The sequence below is a fragment of the Streptomyces sp. NEAU-W12 genome (assembly GCF_026242095.1).
In the GTDB taxonomy this organism is placed as follows: domain Bacteria; phylum Actinomycetota; class Actinomycetes; order Streptomycetales; family Streptomycetaceae; genus Streptomyces.
This window is the reverse complement of record NZ_JAPJDM010000013.1, coordinates 1-17,529: the sequence shown is the minus strand read 5'-3', so window position 1 is coordinate 17,529 and position 17,529 is coordinate 1. Positions and strand designations below refer to the sequence as shown.

Annotated in this window: 14 protein-coding genes; 7 read left to right on the top strand and 7 right to left on the bottom strand. The window is 74.4% G+C overall.

Annotated features, from left to right (window positions below; genetic code table 11):
* The first annotated feature begins 49 nt into the window (after positions 1-49).
* On the top strand, positions 50-2,638 hold the full coding sequence (pepN, locus tag ORI94_RS17825; RefSeq protein WP_266076562.1) for an aminopeptidase N: 2,589 nt from the start codon (positions 50-52) through the stop codon (positions 2,636-2,638).
* Positions 2,639-3,323: 685 nt separating this feature from the next.
* Here the strand turns inward: pepN and ORI94_RS17820 are convergent.
* Both ORI94_RS17820 and ORI94_RS17815 read right to left on the bottom strand, forming a co-directional pair.
* Entirely contained in the window at positions 3,324-4,886 is a 1,563-nt protein-coding gene (locus ORI94_RS17820; protein ID WP_266076559.1) for a PQQ-dependent sugar dehydrogenase, read from the bottom strand.
* Between the two features lie 249 nt (positions 4,887-5,135).
* On the bottom strand, positions 5,136-6,095 hold the full coding sequence (locus ORI94_RS17815; RefSeq protein ID WP_266076556.1) for an EamA family transporter: 960 nt from the start codon (positions 6,093-6,095) through the stop codon (positions 5,136-5,138).
* A 110-nt stretch (positions 6,096-6,205) separates the two neighbouring features.
* Between ORI94_RS17815 and ORI94_RS17810 the strand changes: the two genes are divergently transcribed.
* The gene (locus tag ORI94_RS17810; protein ID WP_266076553.1) at positions 6,206-6,769 is read left to right on the top strand and encodes a MarR family winged helix-turn-helix transcriptional regulator; all 564 of its coding nucleotides are present in this window, start codon (positions 6,206-6,208) and stop codon (positions 6,767-6,769) included.
* 102 nt (positions 6,770-6,871) lie between these two features.
* Here ORI94_RS17810 and ORI94_RS17805 read toward each other — a convergent pair whose 3' ends face one another.
* The 3 genes from ORI94_RS17805 to ORI94_RS17795 form a co-directional block, all read right to left on the bottom strand.
* Positions 6,872-7,147, bottom strand: a complete 276-nt coding sequence (locus ORI94_RS17805) for a hypothetical protein (protein ID WP_266076550.1) — start codon at positions 7,145-7,147, stop codon at positions 6,872-6,874.
* A gap of 166 nt (positions 7,148-7,313) precedes the next feature.
* Complete coding sequence (gene malQ / locus ORI94_RS17800; protein WP_266076963.1) at positions 7,314-9,461, bottom strand: 4-alpha-glucanotransferase; 2,148 nt, start codon at positions 9,459-9,461, stop codon at positions 7,314-7,316.
* A gap of 179 nt (positions 9,462-9,640) precedes the next feature.
* Positions 9,641-9,904: a hypothetical protein gene (locus ORI94_RS17795; RefSeq protein WP_266076960.1), complete on the bottom strand. Its 264-nt coding sequence runs from the start codon at positions 9,902-9,904 to the stop codon at positions 9,641-9,643.
* 295 nt (positions 9,905-10,199) lie between these two features.
* Here ORI94_RS17795 and ORI94_RS17790 point away from each other — a divergent pair, with 295 nt between their 5' ends.
* From ORI94_RS17790 to ORI94_RS17775, 4 genes are all read left to right on the top strand, one after another.
* Complete coding sequence (locus ORI94_RS17790; protein ID WP_266076547.1) at positions 10,200-13,100, top strand: beta-N-acetylglucosaminidase domain-containing protein; 2,901 nt, start codon at positions 10,200-10,202, stop codon at positions 13,098-13,100.
* A gap of 126 nt (positions 13,101-13,226) precedes the next feature.
* Complete coding sequence (locus ORI94_RS17785) at positions 13,227-13,760, top strand: PadR family transcriptional regulator (protein WP_266076544.1); 534 nt, start codon at positions 13,227-13,229, stop codon at positions 13,758-13,760.
* The gene (locus ORI94_RS17780) at positions 13,757-14,488 is read left to right on the top strand and encodes an ABC transporter ATP-binding protein (RefSeq protein WP_266076541.1); all 732 of its coding nucleotides are present in this window, start codon (positions 13,757-13,759) and stop codon (positions 14,486-14,488) included. Before ORI94_RS17785 ends, ORI94_RS17780 begins: the two co-directional genes overlap by 4 nt.
* The gene (locus ORI94_RS17775; protein ID WP_266076538.1) at positions 14,485-15,882 is read left to right on the top strand and encodes an FtsX-like permease family protein; all 1,398 of its coding nucleotides are present in this window, start codon (positions 14,485-14,487) and stop codon (positions 15,880-15,882) included. Before ORI94_RS17780 ends, ORI94_RS17775 begins: the two co-directional genes overlap by 4 nt.
* Before the next feature lie 286 nt (positions 15,883-16,168).
* Here the strand turns inward: ORI94_RS17775 and ORI94_RS17770 are convergent, their stop codons facing one another.
* Positions 16,169-16,393 carry a type II toxin-antitoxin system HicA family toxin gene (locus tag ORI94_RS17770; protein WP_266076534.1) on the bottom strand — a complete coding sequence of 75 codons (225 nt, stop codon included), beginning with the start codon at positions 16,391-16,393 and terminating at the stop codon, positions 16,169-16,171.
* The gene (locus tag ORI94_RS17765) at positions 16,390-16,608 is read right to left on the bottom strand and encodes a type II toxin-antitoxin system HicB family antitoxin (protein WP_155071610.1); all 219 of its coding nucleotides are present in this window, start codon (positions 16,606-16,608) and stop codon (positions 16,390-16,392) included. The genes ORI94_RS17770 and ORI94_RS17765 overlap by 4 nt, the downstream gene beginning before the upstream one ends.
* A 294-nt stretch (positions 16,609-16,902) precedes the next feature.
* Between ORI94_RS17765 and ORI94_RS17760 the strand changes: the two genes are divergently transcribed.
* On the top strand, positions 16,903-17,469 hold the full coding sequence (locus ORI94_RS17760) for a hypothetical protein (protein ID WP_323056067.1): 567 nt from the start codon (positions 16,903-16,905) through the stop codon (positions 17,467-17,469).
* Positions 17,470-17,529: the final 60 nt, after the last annotated feature.

Sequence of the window (17,529 nt, the reverse complement as noted above, 5' to 3'; positions counted from 1 at the left end):
GGTGGCGTGGAAGGATGACGCAACCCACACATAACGAGGAGATGACCGCGTGCCTGGCACAAACCTGACTCGCGAAGAGGCGCAGCAGCGGGCGAAACTGCTGACCGTTGACTCGTACGAGGTCGATCTCGACCTCTCCGGCGCGCAGGAGGGCGGCACCTACCGGTCCGTGACCACGGTGCGCTTCGACGTCTCCGGGGACGGAGGGGACTCCTTCATCGACCTGGTGGCCCCCACCGTCCACGAGGTGACCCTCAACGGGGACCCCCTCGACCCCGCCGAGGTCTTCACGGACTCCCGCATCGCCCTGCCCGGTCTGCTCCCGGGCCGCAACGTCCTGCGGGTGAGCGCCGACTGCGCGTACACCAACACCGGTGAGGGACTGCACCGGTTCGTGGACCCGGTGGACGACCAGGCCTATCTCTACACCCAGTTCGAGGTGCCGGACGCCCGCCGGGTGTTCGCGAGCTTCGAGCAGCCCGACCTCAAGGCGACCTTCCGGTTCACCGTGAAGGCGCCGGACGGCTGGACCGTCGTCTCCAACTCGCCCACCCCCGAACCCCGTGACAACGTCTGGGAGTTCGAGCCGACCCCGCGGATGTCGACGTACGTCACGGCGCTCATCGTCGGCCCGTACCACTCCGTGCACAGCGTGTACGAGAAGGACGGCCAGTCGGTGCCGCTCGGCATCTACTGCCGGCCCTCGCTCGCCGAGTACCTCGACGCGGACGCGATCTTCGAGGTCACCCGGCAGGGCTTCGAGTGGTTCCAGGAGAAGTTCGACTACCCGTACCCCTTCGGGAAGTACGACCAGCTGTTCGTGCCGGAGTTCAACGCGGGCGCGATGGAGAACGCGGGCGCGGTCACCATCCGCGACCAGTACGTCTTCCGGTCGAAGGTGACGGACGCGGCGTACGAGGGGCGGGCCGCGACGATCCTGCACGAGCTGGCCCACATGTGGTTCGGCGACCTGGTCACCATGGAGTGGTGGAACGACCTGTGGCTGAACGAGTCGTTCGCCACCTACGCCGAGGCCGCCTGCCAGGCGGAGGCGCCGGGCTCGAAGTGGCCGCACTCGTGGACGACGTTCGCGAACTCCATGAAGACCTGGGCCTACCGCCAGGACCAGCTGCCGTCCACGCACCCGATCATGGCCGACATCCGTGACCTGGACGACGTGCTGGTCAACTTCGACGGCATCACGTACGCCAAGGGCGCCTCGGTCCTCAAGCAGCTGGTGGCCTACGTCGGCAAGGACGCGTTCTTCAGCGGCGTGCAGGCGTACTTCAAGCGCCACGCGTACGGCAACACGCGCCTGCCCGACCTGCTGGGCGCCCTGGAGGAGACCTCCGGCCGCGACCTGAGCACCTGGTCGAGGAAGTGGCTCGAGACGGCCGGCATCAACGTGCTGCGCCCGGAGATCGAGACGGACGGCCCGGACGGTACGGGGACCATCACCTCCTTCGCCATCCGCCAGGAGGCGCCCGCGCTGCCCGCCGGCGCCAAGGGCGAGCCGGTCCTGCGCCCGCACCGGATCGCGGTCGGCCTGTACGACCTGGACGGGGCGAGCGGCAGGCTGGTGCGCGTCGACCGGGTCGAGCTGGACGTCGACGGCGAGCTGACCGCCGTACCGGAGCTCGTCGGCAGGGCGCGCCCGGACGTCGTGCTGCTCAACGACGACGACCTGTCGTACGCCAAGGTGCGGCTGGACGAGCGGTCGCTGGCCTTCGTCACCGGGCACCTGGGCGACTTCGAGGCGTCCCTGCCGCGTGCGCTGAGCTGGGCGTCGGCCTGGGACATGACCCGCGACGGCGAGCTGGCCACCCGCGACTACCTGTCGCTGGTGCTCTCGGGCATCGGCAAGGAGTCGGACATCGGCGTGGTGCAGTCGCTGCACCGCCAGGTGAAGCTGGCGATCGACCTGTACGCCGCCCCGTCCTCCCGCGAGGCGCTGCTCACTCACTGGACGGAGGCCACACTGGCCCATCTGCGGGCCGCCGGGGCGGGCAGCGACCACCAGCTGGCGTGGGCGCGCGCGTTCGCCGCGACGGCGCGCAAGCCGGAGCAGCTGGACCTCCTGGAGAACCTGCTGGACGGCACCCGGACGATCGAGGGTCTGGCCGTCGACACCGAGCTGCGCTGGGCGTTCGTGCAGCGGCTCGCGGCGGTGGGCCGGTTCGACGAGGCGGAGATCGCCTCGGAGTACGAGCGGGACCGTACGGCCGCCGGCGAGCGCCACGCCGCCACCGCGCGCGCCGCCCGGCCGACCGAGGAGGCCAAGGCGGAGGCGTGGGCGTCGGTCGTGGAGTCCGACAAGCTGCCGAACGCGGTCCAGGAGGCGGTCATCGCCGGCTTCGTCCAGACCGACCAGCGCGAGCTGCTGGAGCCGTACACGGACCGGTACTTCGAGGCGCTGGCCGGCGTCTGGGAGTCCCGCTCGCACGAGATGGCCCAGCAGATCGCGGTCGGCCTCTACCCGGCGGTCCAGGTCTTTGACGAGACCCTGGAGAAGACGGACGCCTGGCTGGCCTCCGCCGAACCGACCCCGGCCCTGCGCCGCCTGGTCTCCGAGTCCCGCGCGGGCGTGGAACGCGCCCTGCGCGCCCAGGCCGCGGACGCGGCGGCCGAACGGGCGTAACCCGTACGAGTGCCAGGGGCGCCCGGTGCCGCGCCGGGCGCCCCTGGTGTTCCCTCAGCCCTTCGCCTTCGAGGCGGCTGGGCCGGGCTCCAGCGCCGCACGCCGCACGAGGAGCCCGACGGCACCGCGGGTGCACCGGCCGGGGCCCGGCGCACCGCGCACCGCGCACCGCGCACCGGAGCGCGGGACGCGGCCCCGTCACCGCCGGGGCCAGCCCCGGACCTTCGGCCCGGCTCCGGAGCGGGAGCACGGCGGACGCCCGGCATCGGAGCCGGAGGCACGAGCACCTGGCTCGATGCCGGCCCGCACCGGCGTACGGCCTTCGGCCTCCGGCCTCCGGAGCCGACCGCCACTGGCAGGGCACGGGCGGCCGGGGCCCGGCGCACCGCGCACCGCGCACCGCGCACCGGAGCGCGGGACGCGAGCCCGTCGCCACCGGCGCCGCCCCGGGCCTTCGCCCGGCCCTTCGCCCCGGCTCCTGGGCGGGAGGACGGCAGGGGCCCGGCACGGGTACGGGCCCGCGCCGGCGTCCGGGGCCGGCAGCCACTGGCGAGGCACGGCCACCAAGGCAACTGCGTGGGGTGCTGTCCGCGAGCCGCTCGGACCGTCGGAGGCACAGCCGTGGGCCACCGGCGCCACGCCGGCCGGGTGAACGCCGGGGCCACGCGGGCGCCGCGCCGGTGGTTCAGCGGCCGACGGCGCAGGCGTCCCCGTTGAGCGTGAACCGTGGCGGCGGTGACGCGTCGCCGGTATGGCCGGCGAGGTAGCCGAGGGTGATGCTCGCGCCCGGAGCGATCGTGGCGTTGTGCGAGGCGTCGGTCGCCGTGATCACGTTGCTTCCCTGGGTCAGGTCCGTGTTCCAGTCGGAGACGACGGTCTGCCCGAGGGCCAGGGGGAACTCCAGCGTCCAGCCGTTCACCGGGGTGCCGCCGGTGTTGGTGACGGTGAGGTCGACCGTCGTGCCGGTACCCCAGGTCGTCACCGTACGGTCCACCCGGCAGGCGGGTTCCTCCCGTGCGAACGACACCCGGTGCAGACCGCCGGGCAGATCGTTGACCACGTAGAACTCCCCGTCGGCGGTCGTACCGATCGAGGTCACCTGGGTGGGCATCTCCCCGATCTCGGCCTGCTCGTAGCCGCCGCTGCCGTCGGGGCGCAGCGCCCAGACCGTGGACGAGCAGTAGTCGGTGGCGATGTACGTGCCGCCGACCAGGTCGGCGTACTTCTGGCCGCGGTAGACGTGGCCGCCGATGACCGAACAGCCGCCGGTGTACGGGGAGTACGTGAAGACCGGCTCGGTGTACGTCTCACCGGGCGCGCAGGCGCCGTCCTCGAATCTCTCCAGCCCCTCGTAGCAGGACCAGCCGAGGTTCAGCCCGCCCTGTCCCGGGGCGAGGTGGTCGATCTCCTCCCACCGGCCCTGGCCGACGTCGCCGATCCACATCGAGCCGTCGGCGTCGTCGAAGGAGAACCGCCACGGGTTGCGCAGCCCGTACAGCCAGATCTCCTCGCGGGCGCCGTCCGTGTCCACGAAGGGGTTGTCGGCGGGGACGCAGTAGGGAAGCGGGTCGCAGCCACGGCTCACGTCGATCCGCAGGATCTTGCCCAGCAGGGTGTCCAGCCGCTGGCCGGAGCGGAAGGGATCCCCGGAGCCGCCGCCGTCGCCGATGCTCCAGTACAGGTTGCCGTCGGGGCCGAACGCGAGCTGGCCGCCGTTGTGGTTGTTGTACTCGGCGTGTTCCTGGGAGAGCAGGACCTCCAGGCGGGACTCGTCGAGCCGGTAACGGGCGAGGGTGACCGCGCCGTCGGGCCGTGCCGTGTACGCCAGGTACAGGTTCCGGCTGGCGGCGAAGTCGGGCGGGAGGGCGATGCCGAGCAGGCCGCGCTCGTTGCCCGATTCGTCCACGGCCGAGGTGATGTCGACGAGCGGAGCCGCAGCCAGGCCGGTGTCCGGGTGGTAGACCCGGACGGTGCCGGACTTCTCGGTGATGAACAGCCGGTCCGTGCCGTCGTCGGGGCCGACGAGGGCGGTGGGCCGTCTCAGCCCGCGGGCGACCTGGGTGGTGGTCGCGCCGAGCGACGGCAGGGGCACGGTCGGGGCGCCCTTGGCCGTGTCCGTCCGGAGTGGCACGGGATCCGCGGCTGCGGAGGCGGCCGCCCCGGCGGGCCGGGCCGCGGCGGGCAAGGGGGCCAGGACGGTCAGCAGGAGGGCCAGCAGAAGGGGCCCGGTCCAGCGGCGTCGTAGCATGTCGGCTCCAGAAACGAGGACGTGTGCACGGCGGTGGTGCTTCTGACGCATCTGGTGCTTCTGGTGCTTCTCCGGGCAGCGGGCGCGACCGGTCTCCTGCGGGGTCCGACGCGTGGGAGCGCTCCCGTGGACTCCCAGGCTGCGCGTCGCGGAACAGGGGGGCAACGTTCGTTCACGCCACTTTCGCCCCGCGTGGCGCGAACGACGCGCTGCTGCTCGCAACCGGGAGGCCCGGGCCGCCGCGGTTCTTCACGCCGACACCGGCGCGTCGCGTTCACGCCCTGCGGGGTCCGACGCCGTCCCCGTGCGCCAGGAGGCCTTCCGCCGGGGCGCCGGCGCGAGCTGGCCCGCCACCGTCGCGCCGAACGCCAGCACCATGCCTGCCAGTTGAAGCGGGGTGAGGGTCTCGCCCAGGGCTGCCCAGCCGAGTACGGCCGCGGTCAGGGGGGAGAGGGGGCCCAGGAAGGTGACCTGGGTGGCGGTGAGGTGGCCCATGCCCCGGAACCAGAGGCAGTACGCGAGGGCCGTGTTCACGAGGGCCAGGTAGAGGTAGCCGCCGACCGCCGGGGCGTCCAGGGCCGGCGGGGCGCCCTCGACGAGCAGGGCGAGCGGGGCGATGAGCAGGCCGCCCGCGGTCAGTTGCCAGCCGGTCAGGGCGAGGGGGCCCACGCCCTCCGGGCGTCCCCAGCGTTTCGTCAGCACCGTGCCGGTGGACATGGACGCCGTGGAGGCGAGCGCCGCCGCCACCCCGAGGGGGTCGAGCGCCCCCGCCGCCTTCAGGACGACCAGGCTCACCCCGAGCGCGGCCACCATCCCCGTGAGCAGCGTGCGCGCGGTCGGGCGCTGGCCCAGCAGCGGCCCCGCGAGGCCGGCCACGAACAGCGGGCCCACCGAGCCGACCACCGCCGCCAGGCCGCCGGGCAGGCGGTACGCGGAGAGGAACAGCAGCGGGAAGAACGCCCCGATGTTCAGCGCTCCGAGCACCGCCGCCTTCCACCACCACGCGCCCTTCGGCAGCACCCCGGCCGACGCGAGCAGCAGCAGTCCGGCGGGCAGGGCGCGCATCAGGCCGGTGAAGAGGGGGCGGTCCGGCGGGAGGAGTTCGGTGGTGACGGCGTACGTGGTGCCCCAGGAGACGGGGGCCAGGGCGGTGAGCAGGATCGCCCTCGTCGCCCGTCCTCCCGTCGGCGCGGATCGGGTCGCGGTCATGGTCGGGCGCACCTCTCTCATCAGGTCGGCAACAAGTAGCTTAGCAACAAGCCACTTACCTTCGAGCTTCTTTCTTGCGGGTGAGTGAGGAGCGGCCGATACTCGACGCCATGAACGCACGCCCCGAGCAGCGCACGGACGGCAGAGGCGACAGAGGCGGCGGAGGCGGCGGAGACCGCAAGGATCCCGTGGACGCGATCGCCGAGCAGTGGGCCGGCGTCCGGCCCGATCTCGACACCACCGCCATGGAGGTCTTCGGCCGCGTCCACCGGCTCTCGCGCGCCATGGGCGACCGCGTCGAGAAGGCGTACGCGCGGTACGGGATCGCCCGGGGCGAGTTCGACGTCCTCGCCACACTGCGCCGCGCCGGTGAGCCCTACACGCTCTCGCCCCGCCAGCTCTCCGGCACCCTGATGCTCACCACCGGCGGGATGACCGGCCGCCTCGACAAGCTGGAGCGCGCGGGGCTGCTGCGCCGCTCCCCCGACCCCCACGACCGCCGGGGCCTGCGGGTGACCCTCACCGAACAGGGGCTCGCCGTCGTCGACCGGGCGGTCGGCGCGGGGCTCGCCGTCCAGACCGAGGCCCTGGCCGCCCTCCCCCCGGACCGCGCCCGGCAGCTCACCGGCCTGCTCCGCGAGCTGCTCCTCGCGACCGAGCGTTCACAGCCGTAGGAGGGCCCGCGCACGCCGAAGGCGCCGCCCTCGCCCTACCGCGGAACGCGGGTACGGGTGGTGGGGCGGCGCCTTCGGGAAGGGTGCGGGACGACGGCCGGGTCAGACCTTGGCGTCGGCCGTGGTGCTGATGTTGGAGCTGGTCGTGTCCTTCTTCTTGTGCGACTTGTCGAGGACCATCACCAGGCCCGTGATGGCCAGGAAGAGCACGATCGGGGCCACGACGTACAGCCCCAGCGTCTCGATCACGCTCAGACCCGCGCCGGGGTCGTCGCCGTCGTCGCGGGTGAGCGCGAGCGCGGGGGACGTCATGAGCAGCATCATCAGCGTCGTACCGGCTGCCAGGGCGCCGGCGCGCAGGGCGTTCGTCTTGTCCACGGTGCCAACGTAGCGAACAGCCGCGGGGCCCGCGCGTCCGGGGTGGCCCACACACCCCCGGCCGACTGGGGTATGTCCGGTTGCATCCCGTTTCGCCCCCGCGCCTTTCACTCGTCCGGCCCCCGGCCTCACCCGTCCGGCGGCCCCAGGCCTGGTCCGTCCCGGCTCAGGGCTCGACCGCCCCTCCGGCCGGCCGGCCGGTGCGGGTGCGGGTGCGGGTGCGGGTGCGGACCACGTCGAGCAGCGCGTGCAGCCTCGGGGACGCCGTCAGGTCCTCCAGGGCCATCGGGCGGCCCCGCGCGTCGGCGATCGGCAGGCGCCAGTTCGGGTACTCGTCCCAGGTCCCGGGGAGGTTCTGCGGGCGCCGGTCGCCGACACCGTCGGGGAGCCAGACGCCGATCATCCGGGCGGGGGTGCGCAGCAGGTAGCGGTGGACGGCCTGGACGCGCGCCTCCTCCTCGGTGGTGACGGCGCCACCCGTGCCGGGGCCGCCGGGGCTCACCGGGCCGCCGGGACCGTGCAGCAGACCCAGTTCGGTCAGCAGGTCCAGCCACTCCGCCGTGTCGGCGGCGGCCTCCGCCCGCTCCTCCGCCAGGGGGCGGGTGAGCAGGCCGAGGCCGTCGCGGAGCTCGACGTGCTCGCCGGTGAGGCGGGACGCGGTGGGCGGCAGGTCGTGGGTGGTGACGGTGGCCAGGCAGTCGGCGCGCCAGGTCTCCGGAGGCAGCGGCCGGCGGTCGCCCTCCCAGTCCCGTTCGAACCAGAGCACCGACGTCCCGCACACCCCGCGTGCGCGCAGCGCCTCGCGTACGCCGGGCTCGACCGTGCCCAGGTCCTCGCCGATCACCACCGCCCCGGCGCGGGAGGCCTCCAGGACGAGGACGGCGAGCATCGCCTCGGCGTCGTAGCGGACGTACGTGCCCTCGGTGGGCGGCTGCCCCAGGGGCACCCACCAGAGCCGGAACAGACCCATGACGTGGTCGATGCGCAGGGCTCCCGCGTACCGGAACAGGGCCCGGAGCAGGGCGCGGAACGGCGCGTAGCCGCAGGCGGCGAGCCGGTCGGGGCGCCAGGGCGGCAGGCCCCAGTCCTGGCCGCGCGCGTTGAAGGCGTCCGGGGGCGCGCCGACCGACATGCCGGCGGCGAGGGTGTCCTGCTGGGCCCAGGCGTCGGAGCCCCCGGGGTGCACGCCGACCGCGAGGTCGTGGACGATCCCGAGCGGCATCCCGGCCTCGCGCGCGGCGTGCTGGGCCGCCCTGAGCTGGGTGTCGGTGAGCCAGGCCAGCCGGGAGTGGAAGTCGACGCGGGCCATCAGCTCGCGGCGGGCCCGCGCGGTCTCCGGCGAGCGCGGGTCGCGCAGTTTGGCCGGCCAGCCGTGCCAGTCGGGGCCGTGCACCTCGGCGAGCGCGCACCAGGTGGCGTGGTCCTCCAGGGCCTGGCCCTGCTCGGCGAGGAAGTCGCAGTAGGCTGCGTGGCGGCCGGGGCCGAGCGGTACCCCGTCCACCACTGCTTCGAGTGCGGCCTTCTTGGTCGCCCAGACGGCGTCGCGGTCGATCAGCGCGCCCCCGTCCAGCACCGCCTCGCGCAGTTCCGCGGCCCGCCGGAGCAGGCCCGGCATCAGGTCCCCCGGCCGGGCCCCGCCCTCGGCCGCCTCCCCGGCCCCCTCGCCGACCGGCACGTACGCGAACTCCGGAACGTCCTCGATCCGCAGATGGACCGGGTCCGGGAAGCGCCGGGAGGACGGACGGTACGGGGACGGGTCGGTCGGAGTGCCGGGGACGGCCGCGTGCAGCGGGTTGATCTGGACGAATCCGGCGCCGAGGGCGCGGCCGGCCCAGGCGGCGAGTTCGCCGAGGTCGGCGAGGTCGCCCATGCCCCAGGAGCGGCGGGAGAGGAGCGAGTACAGCTGGACGAGAAGGCCGTACGAGCGGGCCGGGGGCGCGGGCAGCCGGGGCGGGGCGACGATCAGGTGGGCCTCGCCGGTGCGGCCGTCGGGCGCGGTGGCTCTCACCCGGTGCACGCCGGGCGGGAGGTCGGCGGCCGAGACGCGGGTCTCTCCCCGTTCGGTGCGCACGAGCAGCCGGGTGCCCTCGGGGAGCGCGCCCAGGGCGGGCGGCGTGCCGGTGCCCCAGCCGACCACGGTGGGCGGCAGCAGCCGCCCGGCCAGCTCCCGCTCGCGGGCGGCGAGCGCGTCGCGGACGGCCCCGGGGGTTTCCGCGTCCACCCCGAGGGCGGCCAGGGCGAGGGTGACGGCGGTGGCCGAGGCGGCGACCGTACGGTCCGGCGACGGGTTGTAGGAGGTGGCGACGCCGTACAGGGCGGCGAGCCGGGAGAGGTCGTCCGGGAGTGCGGAAGTCGGCCCGGAGAACCACCCGGACGGCGGCTCGCAGGACGGCCCGGACGGCGGTGCGAAAGGCGGCGCGGACGGCTGCGCGGGAAGCTCGGAAGGGTCGGAGGGCGACTCGGAAGGCGGCTCGGCCGGTCCGGGCGCGGCCACTAGGGCTCCGGGACGTACTGCGCCGGGAAGGAGTCGAGTCCGGTGGCGTCCATGGCGGCGTCGGACTCACTGGTCAGGGGGGCGGCGTCGGCCAGCGGGGGCTCGCTGGTGAGGGGTTCGGCGTCGAGCAGCGGGGGCTCGCTGGTGAGCGGGACCCCCGCGCACGGACCCTCCGCGCTGAAGACACAGGCCCGCAGGCCCTCGGCTTCCGCGCTGTGCAGGTCTTCGAAGGCGGCGGACGGCTCCGCCCCGGGTTTGGACATGGGCGGGGCCAGAAGGAACGCGGGTGCAGCAGCCACAGAGGGCCTCCTCGTCGTTACGGCTCGTGTACGGACGCGCCGTTCGGCGCGTTCCTCGCAGCCCCTACCCAGCGGACGCGAAGGCAGGCCTCCCAATCCGTACAACGTGCTCCTGCTCACATGGTGTTCCCGTTCCCACGTCCCACATGCGGACAAACCTTCCACAACGGCCACTGCCGTTGACACACCCGGAGCACAATGGTGGGCTCCGGGCGTGCCAACGGATGATCGGGACGGTTCTGTCTCCTCGGGAGGGGCCTTGCAGCTACGGCGTGGGAAGAGCGCGGCCGCTCTCGCGTTCGCGGTCGTCGCCGGAACTCTGGGCGTCGCGCCCGTGTCGGTGGCGGCGCCGTCCGCTCCCGGGACGACCACGTCCCCCGTTCCCGACCGGGCCGAGACGGGCCTGGCCGTCTGGCCCCGCCCCCAGTCCCTGCGGGCCAACGGCGCCCCGGTCGCGGTGACCGCCGAGGTCGCGCTGACCGCCGGCCCGTCGGCCGACCCCCGTGCCGTCGCCGCCCTGCGGGAGCTGCTGCGGGAAGCCGGCGCACGCCGGTTCACCGCCCCCGGCGGCAAGGCGCCCGCAGGGGCGCTCGTGGTGCGGATGGGCGCGGACCGGCCGGCGGGCTCCCCCCAGCAGGACCTCCGCTCCCTTCCCTCCGGCGGCTACACGCTGACCGTCGGCGAGGAAGCGGTCGCCCTCACCGGGGCGGGCGAGGACGGCCTGTTCCACGCCGTCCAGACGCTGCGTCAGCTCCTGCGCCCCGACGGCACCTTCACCGCCGCCGTCGTACGCGACTGGCCGGGCACCGTCGTGCGCGGGATCACCGAGGGCTTCTACGGCACGCCGTGGACGCACCGGCAGCGGCTGGACCAGCTGGACTTCATGGGCCGCACCAAGCAGAACCGGTACCTGTACGCGCCCGGCGACGACCTCCACCGGCAGGCCCGCTGGCGCGAGCCGTACCCGGACCGGCAGCGCGCGGAGTTCCGGGAGCTGGCGGAGCGGGCCCGGAGCAACCACGTCACGCTCGGCTGGGCGGTGTCGCCGGGCCAGGCGATGTGCTTCGCCTCGGACAACGACCTGCGGGCGCTGACCCGCAAGCTGGACGCGATGTGGGCGCTGGGTTTCCGCGCCTTCCAGCTGCAGTTCCAGGACGTCAGCTACAGCGAGTGGCACTGCGGCGCGGACGCGGACCTCTTCGGCTCCGGCCCGGACGCCGCCGCACGCGCCCAGGCGTACGTGACGAACGCGGTGGCCCGCCACCTGACGGCCCGCCACCCCGGTTCCGCCGCACTGTCGTTGATGCCGACCGAGTACTACGAGGAGGGGTCGACCGAGTACCGGCGGGCCCTCTCGGACGCCCTGGACTCCGGGGTGGAGGTGGCGTGGACCGGGGTCGGGGTGGTGCCGAGCACCATCACCGGCGGCGACCTGGCCGAGGCGCGGCAGGTGTTCGCGCGCCCGCTGGTGACCATGGACAACTACCCGGTCAACGACTTCGCCCCCGGCCGGATCTTCCTCGGCCCCTACCAGGGCCGCGAGCCCGCCGTGGCCGCCGGTTCGGCCGCCCTCCTCTCGAACGCGATGGAGCAGCCCGAGGCGTCCCGCATCCCCCTGTTCACGGCCGCCGACTTCGCCTGGAACCCGCGCGACTACCGCCCCCAGGAGTCCTGGCGGGCCGCGATCGCGGATCTCGCGGGCGGCGACCCCGAGCTGGACGAGGCGCTGTCCGCGCTGGCGGGCAACGACGCGTCCTCGGTCCTCGGTGCCCAGGAGTCGGCGTACCTGCGGCCGCTGCTGAAGGAGTTCTGGCGGACCCGCGCGGACGCCGGCGGCGACGACGGCCGCGCGGCCCGGAAGCGGCTGCGCGCGGCCTTCACGGTGCTGCGTGAACTGCCCGGAACCCTGGCCGGCCACCCGCGCACCGCCTCCCTCGCCACCGAGGTCGCCCCCTGGACCGGGCAGCTGGCCCGGTACGGGGAGGCCGGCGTGACCGCGCTGGACATGCTGCGCGCGCAGGAGTCCGACGACGCGGGCGCCGCCTGGACCGCGTACCGGAAGCTGGCCGGGCAGCGGGCGGGACTGAAGCCGGCCCGGGTGACGGTCGGCAAGGGCGTCCTGGACCCGTTCCTGGACCGGGCGCGGAACGCGTACGAGACCTGGGCGGGCATCGGCCGCGAGGCGACCGCCGGGTCCGGCGGCCGGACGGACGACGGCGTGCTCCAGCTGCCCCGGGTCCGGGACCTGAGCACGGTGACGGTCCTGGCCGAGCCAGGCACCACGGGGACCGTCGAGATCCACGCCCCGGGCGCGGGCTGGCGCAGCCTGGGCACGCTGGCCGCGTCCGGCGCCACCGAGCTGCGGGTGGACGGCCCGGCCGGCGCCGTCCGCGTCACCGGCGCGGACGCCTCCCGGATACGGCACGTCGTGCCGTGGTTCACGGACGAGCCCGGCGCCTCGCTGAAGCTGCCGGACCTCGCGGACGGAACCCTGGACACCGACATCGGCGGCACCCGCCGGCTGACGGCCACGCTGGGCTCGCTGCTGCCCGGGGAGGTGCGCGGCAAGGTGACCGTCGAGGCGCCGAAGGGCGTGAAGGTGGGCGTACCGAAGGCCACCCTGACCGTCCCGCGCGGCACGCCCCTGGAGGTGCCGGTCGAGGTGACGGTGGCGCCGGGGACGCCGACCCGCTCGTACGAGGTGCGGCTCGGCTTCGGCGGGGCGACCCGGACCCTGACGGTCAACGCCGTCCCGCGCACCGCCGGCCCCGACCTGGCCCGCACCGGCACGGCGACCTCCTCGGCCGACGAGACGCCCGACTTCCCCGCCTCGGCGGCGAACGACGGGGACCCCGCGACGCGCTGGTCGTCCCCGGTCGAGGACGACTCCTGGTGGCAGGTCGAGCTGGAGAGCCCGGTACGGTTGGGCCGGGTCGACCTGCACTGGCAGGACGCCCACCCGTCGGCGTACCGCGTCGAGGTCTCGGCCGACGGCCACAGCTGGCGCACGGCGGCATCGGTGACGGACAGCGCCGGCGGCCGGGAGACGCTCCGCATGGACGAACCCGCCGTCCGCCACATCCGCGTCCAGGGCGAGAGCCGCGCGACGCGGTACGGCTACTCGCTGTGGTCGGCGGAGGCGTACGCGGTCGCGGACTGACGGGCGGGGCCGGGGCGCCGGAACACCGCATCACCGGGGCCCCGGAGCCCCGGGCGTCGGAGCACCCGGGATCTCTTCGGCGCCCACTATTCACTCAGTACATGTACTCAGTGCATAATGATCGCCATGAGCTCCCGTCACGTCCTGCTGGGCCTGCTCGCCTCGGGGCCGAGCCATGGTTACGACCTCAAGCGACGCCACGACGAACGATTCCCCGAGGCCCGCCCGCTGGCCTACGGGCAGGTCTACACGACCCTGCAACGCCTGGTCCGCGACGGCCTCGCCGAGGTCGACGGCACCGGGTCCGACGGTGGCCCGGAGCGGACCGCGTACCGCGTGACGGACGAGGGGGCGCGTGAACTGGCCCGCTGGGCCGGGGAGACCGCCCCGCCCGCGCCCTTCGTGACGAACGAGATCTTCGCCAAGGTCGTGGTGTCGATCCTGTCCGGAGGCGACCCGGCCGCGTACCTGCGCGCCCAACGCGCCGCCCACATGGCGCGGATGCGGGAGCTCACCGCGGTGAAGTCCGCGGCCGGGGCCGGCCCGGCGACCGTGCTCTCGGCGGACTACGCCCTCAACCACCTGGACGCCGACCTCCGTTGGATGACCACCACGGCGGCACGGCTCACCACTCTGACCGCGGAGGTCGACGCAGCATGAGCAACCCGAGCGGCACCACGGGCGACGGCGCCGCCCACGACAAGGGCACCGTGCAACCGCTCCTCGCGGCCTGCGGCCTCGTCAAGGCGCACGGAAAGACGCTCGCCCTGCGCGGCGCCTCTGTCGAACTGCGCGCCGGGGAGATCCTCGCGGTGACCGGCGCCAGCGGCAGCGGCAAGTCGACGCTGCTGCACTGCCTGGCCGGGATCGTCCGCCCCGACGCCGGCTCGGTGGCGTACGACGGACAGCGGCTGGAGGAGCTGCCGGAGAAGCGGCTGAGCGAGCTGCGCCGCACCGACTTCGGGGTGGTGTTCCAGTTCGGGCAGCTCGTTCCGGAGCTGACCGCGCTCGACAACGTGGCGCTGCCGCTGATGCTGGCGGGGGCCGGACGGGCCGAGGCGCGGGAGCGGGCCGGGGAGTGGCTGGAGCGGTTCGGGGTGCGCGGACAGGGGGAGTCGCGGCCGGGTGAGATGAGCGGCGGGCAGGCACAGCGGGCCGCGCTGGCGCGGGCCCTGGTCACCGACCCGAGGGTGGTCTTCGCGGACGAGCCGACCGGCGCCCTGGACTCGCTGGCGGGCGAGCAGGTGATGACGGCCCTGGCACGCACGGCCCGGGAGGCCGGCACGGCCGTGCTGCTGATCACGCACGACGCCCAGGTGGCGGCGTACGCGGACCGCGAGGCGCAGTTGCGCGACGGGACGCTCGCACCGCTGGAGGTGACCGCGTGAACGCCGCCCGCTCCTCGCATCCGCGCTTCTCGCACACCCTGCGGTCCGATCTGCGGCTGGCCTGGCTGCTCACCCACGGTTCGGACCGGCGGGAGTGGTGGCGGATCACGCTCACCGCGACCGGCGCGGCGCTCGCGACCGGGTTCGCGCTCGCGGCCGGCATCCTGCTGTCGCTGGGTGGCCGCAGCACCGGCACGTCCGTCGCCGAGGGCCTGCTCGACCAGCCGGGGACACGCGCCGGGGTGATCCTCGGTCTGCTGCTCCTGCTGGTCCCGGTGCTCGGGTTCCTCGGACAGTGCGCCCGCGTCGGCGCCGTGCACCGGGACCGGCGGCTGGCCGGACTGCGGCTGGCCGGGGCGACGCCCTGGCAGGTGCGGCGGGTCGCCGCACTGGAGACGGGCCTCGCCTGCCTGCTCGGCTCGGCGGTCGCGACCGTCTTCTCGGTACTGCTCCTGATGAGCCTGGAGGCGCGGCCGGACACCCTCGCCTGGGTGGCAGTCGTCCTGGTCGCCGTGACCGTACCGGTGCTGGGCGCGGCGTCGGGCGCGCTGGCGCTGCGCCGGGTGGTGGCCTCGCCGCTCGGCCGGGTACGCCGGGTGACGGAGATCCGTTCGGCACGCGGCCCCGGCCGGCTGTTCCTGGGGGGAGCGGCGCTGGTGGTGGCGGTGGGCGTGGTGTCCGCCCTGGCGGGCCGCACCTCGGCCGGCGGGGCGGACTGGGGGTTCCTGGTGACGGTGTTCGCCGCGCTGCTCACGGTCGGCGCGGGCGCGGTGTGGCTGGCCGGGGCCTCCTCCCGGCTGATCGGGCGGGCTCTCGCGGGCCGGGCCCGGTCGGCGGCGGTACTGATCGCGGCGGAGCGGCTGCGCGCCGACCCGTGGGCGGCGGCCCGTACGCATGCGGCGATGCTGCTGGTGACGGTCGTCGGCACCGGCTTCATGGGCGTGCGCCACGCGTTCCTCGCGGCACTGCACCGGGACGGGCCGTCCCTGGCCGGTTCCACGTCGTACTACACGACGGGACTGAACCTGACCGCCGCCGCGATCACGGTGGCGGTACTGATCACCCTGACCGCCCTCGCCGTCGGCACCGCAGAATCGCCGTCCACCCGTCGGCGAGGACTGGCCGCACAGACGGCCGCCGGTGTACCGCGCCCGGTACTGCACCGGGCACTGCTCCTGGAAACCGCGCTGCCCCTGGCACCGGCCCTGCTCCTCGCAGGCATCGGCGGCCTGGCGTTCGGCACCGGTTACGGCACGCTGACAGCGGCCCCCTCCCTGCCATGGTCCGCCCTGCTGGTCCCCCCGGCGGCCTACACCGCCTGCCTCCTGGCCTCGGCAACAGCACTCCCCCTGCTGAGCCGCTCGGCCGCCCCGTCCCAACTGCGGTACACCTGAAGGCCGGCACGACGGCCATACCCCGGCACCGGGGAACGGAGGTCCGCCAGGGACCGGGGCCAACGAGAAGCGGATCTCATGGATCGCCGACGTCAGCGTGCGGGATGTGCTGTCGTGAACGAGAACCGGCATCTGCCCAGCCAGCACATAGTGTGTGGTGAGCACCCGCTCCCTACCTGCGCTTTCGCAGGCCACCGCCGGTCTGTGGCGCAGTGGGGGTCCGCTGGTTTCCGCCGTTGGCCGGTCCGGTTGCCGTCAACGTTGCCGCCAGAACCGGTGGGCGGCGCTACTTCAGGTGCTCCCCGAGGTCGTCAACGGTCCAGTCCGCCTGGCGGAGGATCGAGCGGAGGGTGCCGGGTGCGAGGCTGCGGTGGAGGGGAACGATGACGGTCCGCTCTCCGCTGCGGTATTTGGCGTGGCTGCCACGGGTGGTGATGTGCTCGAACCCGCCCCGCTCCAGGGCCTTGGCCACCGCGGCTCCGGAGAGGCCCGTGGGGACAGCGGGGCTCACGCGGCGCGCCGCACTTCGACGGGGGCCGTGATCACGTCGGTGACCTCGGGGGCGGGGGCGTCCTCGAAGTAGAGCTCCAGCGCTTCGCGGAGGTTCTCCAGAGACTCCTCGATGGTCTCGCCCTGGGAGGTGACCTCGACCTGGAGGCAGCGTGCCACGTACCACTCGCCCTCGTGGGTGATCGCGGCGGTCAGGTGCAGTGCGTCAGTGGTCATGTCGTCAGTCTGGCACGCACTCCCCCCGCCGGTCAGCGGCTTTACCCGCTGTCACCCGCGCCCGTTACCGCGTTGACCTGGCGCAAGCCGTCCGTCCTGGCCCGCGCCGGCATCGGCATCGGCTCGCGGGCAGCCGGCCCGGTCGGCCGGACGAGGGAACGTCTACGTCTTTCCGCGGCCTGCCGGTTGTTCCGGAGTGCCGTTCTGCGCGACCGGGGCCGGGGCCGGACTCGGGTCAGCGGGACGGCACCGCAGCGGCCGTCCCGCGCACCTTGGAGCAGTCTCCTGGTCCCCTTGACCGTGCCGGTGCCGGGCGCGGCGGAGCGGCTGCGCGCCGACCCGTGGGCGGCGGCCCGTACGCATGCGGCGATGCTGCTGGTGACGGTCGTCGGCACCGGCTTCATGGGCGTGCGCCACGCGTTCCTCGCGGCACTGCACCGGGACGGGCCGTCCCTGGCCGGTTCCACGTCGTACTACACGACGGGACTGAACCTGACCGCCGCCGCGATCACGGTGGCGGTACTGATCACCCTGACCGCCCTCGCCGTCGGCACCGCAGAATCGCCGTCCACCCGTCGGCGAGGACTGGCCGCACAGACGGCCGCCGGTGTACCGCGCCCGGTACTGCACCGGGCACTGCTCCTGGAAACCGCGCTGCCCCTGGCACCGGCCCTGCTCCTCGCAGGCATCGGCGGCCTGGCGTTCGGCACCGGTTACGGCACGCTGACAGCGGCCCCCTCCCTGCCATGGTCCGCCCTGCTGGTCCCCCCGGCGGCCTACACCGCCTGCCTCCTGGCCTCGGCAACAGCACTCCCCCTGCTGAGCCGCTCGGCCGCCCCGTCCCAACTGCGGTACACCTGAAGGCCGGCACGACGGCCATACCCCGGCACCGGGGAACGGAGGTCCGCCAGGGACCGGGGC

Bases quoted from the DNA above. Each gene is read 5' to 3' on its own strand.
- ORI94_RS17820 (WP_266076559.1), bottom strand. From the start codon at position 4,886: ATGCTACGACGCCGCTGGACCGGGCCCCTTCTGCTGGCCCTCCTGCTG.
- ORI94_RS17815 (WP_266076556.1), bottom strand. From the start codon at position 6,095: ATGACCGCGACCCGATCCGCGCCGACGGGAGGACGGGCGACGAGGGCG.
- ORI94_RS17810 (WP_266076553.1), top strand. From the start codon at position 6,206: ATGAACGCACGCCCCGAGCAGCGCACGGACGGCAGAGGCGACAGAGGC.
- ORI94_RS17795 (WP_266076960.1), bottom strand. From the start codon at position 9,904: ATGTCCAAACCCGGGGCGGAGCCGTCCGCCGCCTTCGAAGACCTGCAC.
- ORI94_RS17785 (WP_266076544.1), top strand. From the start codon at position 13,227: ATGAGCTCCCGTCACGTCCTGCTGGGCCTGCTCGCCTCGGGGCCGAGC.
- ORI94_RS17780 (WP_266076541.1), top strand. From the start codon at position 13,757: ATGAGCAACCCGAGCGGCACCACGGGCGACGGCGCCGCCCACGACAAG.
- ORI94_RS17765 (WP_155071610.1), bottom strand. From the start codon at position 16,608: ATGACCACTGACGCACTGCACCTGACCGCCGCGATCACCCACGAGGGC.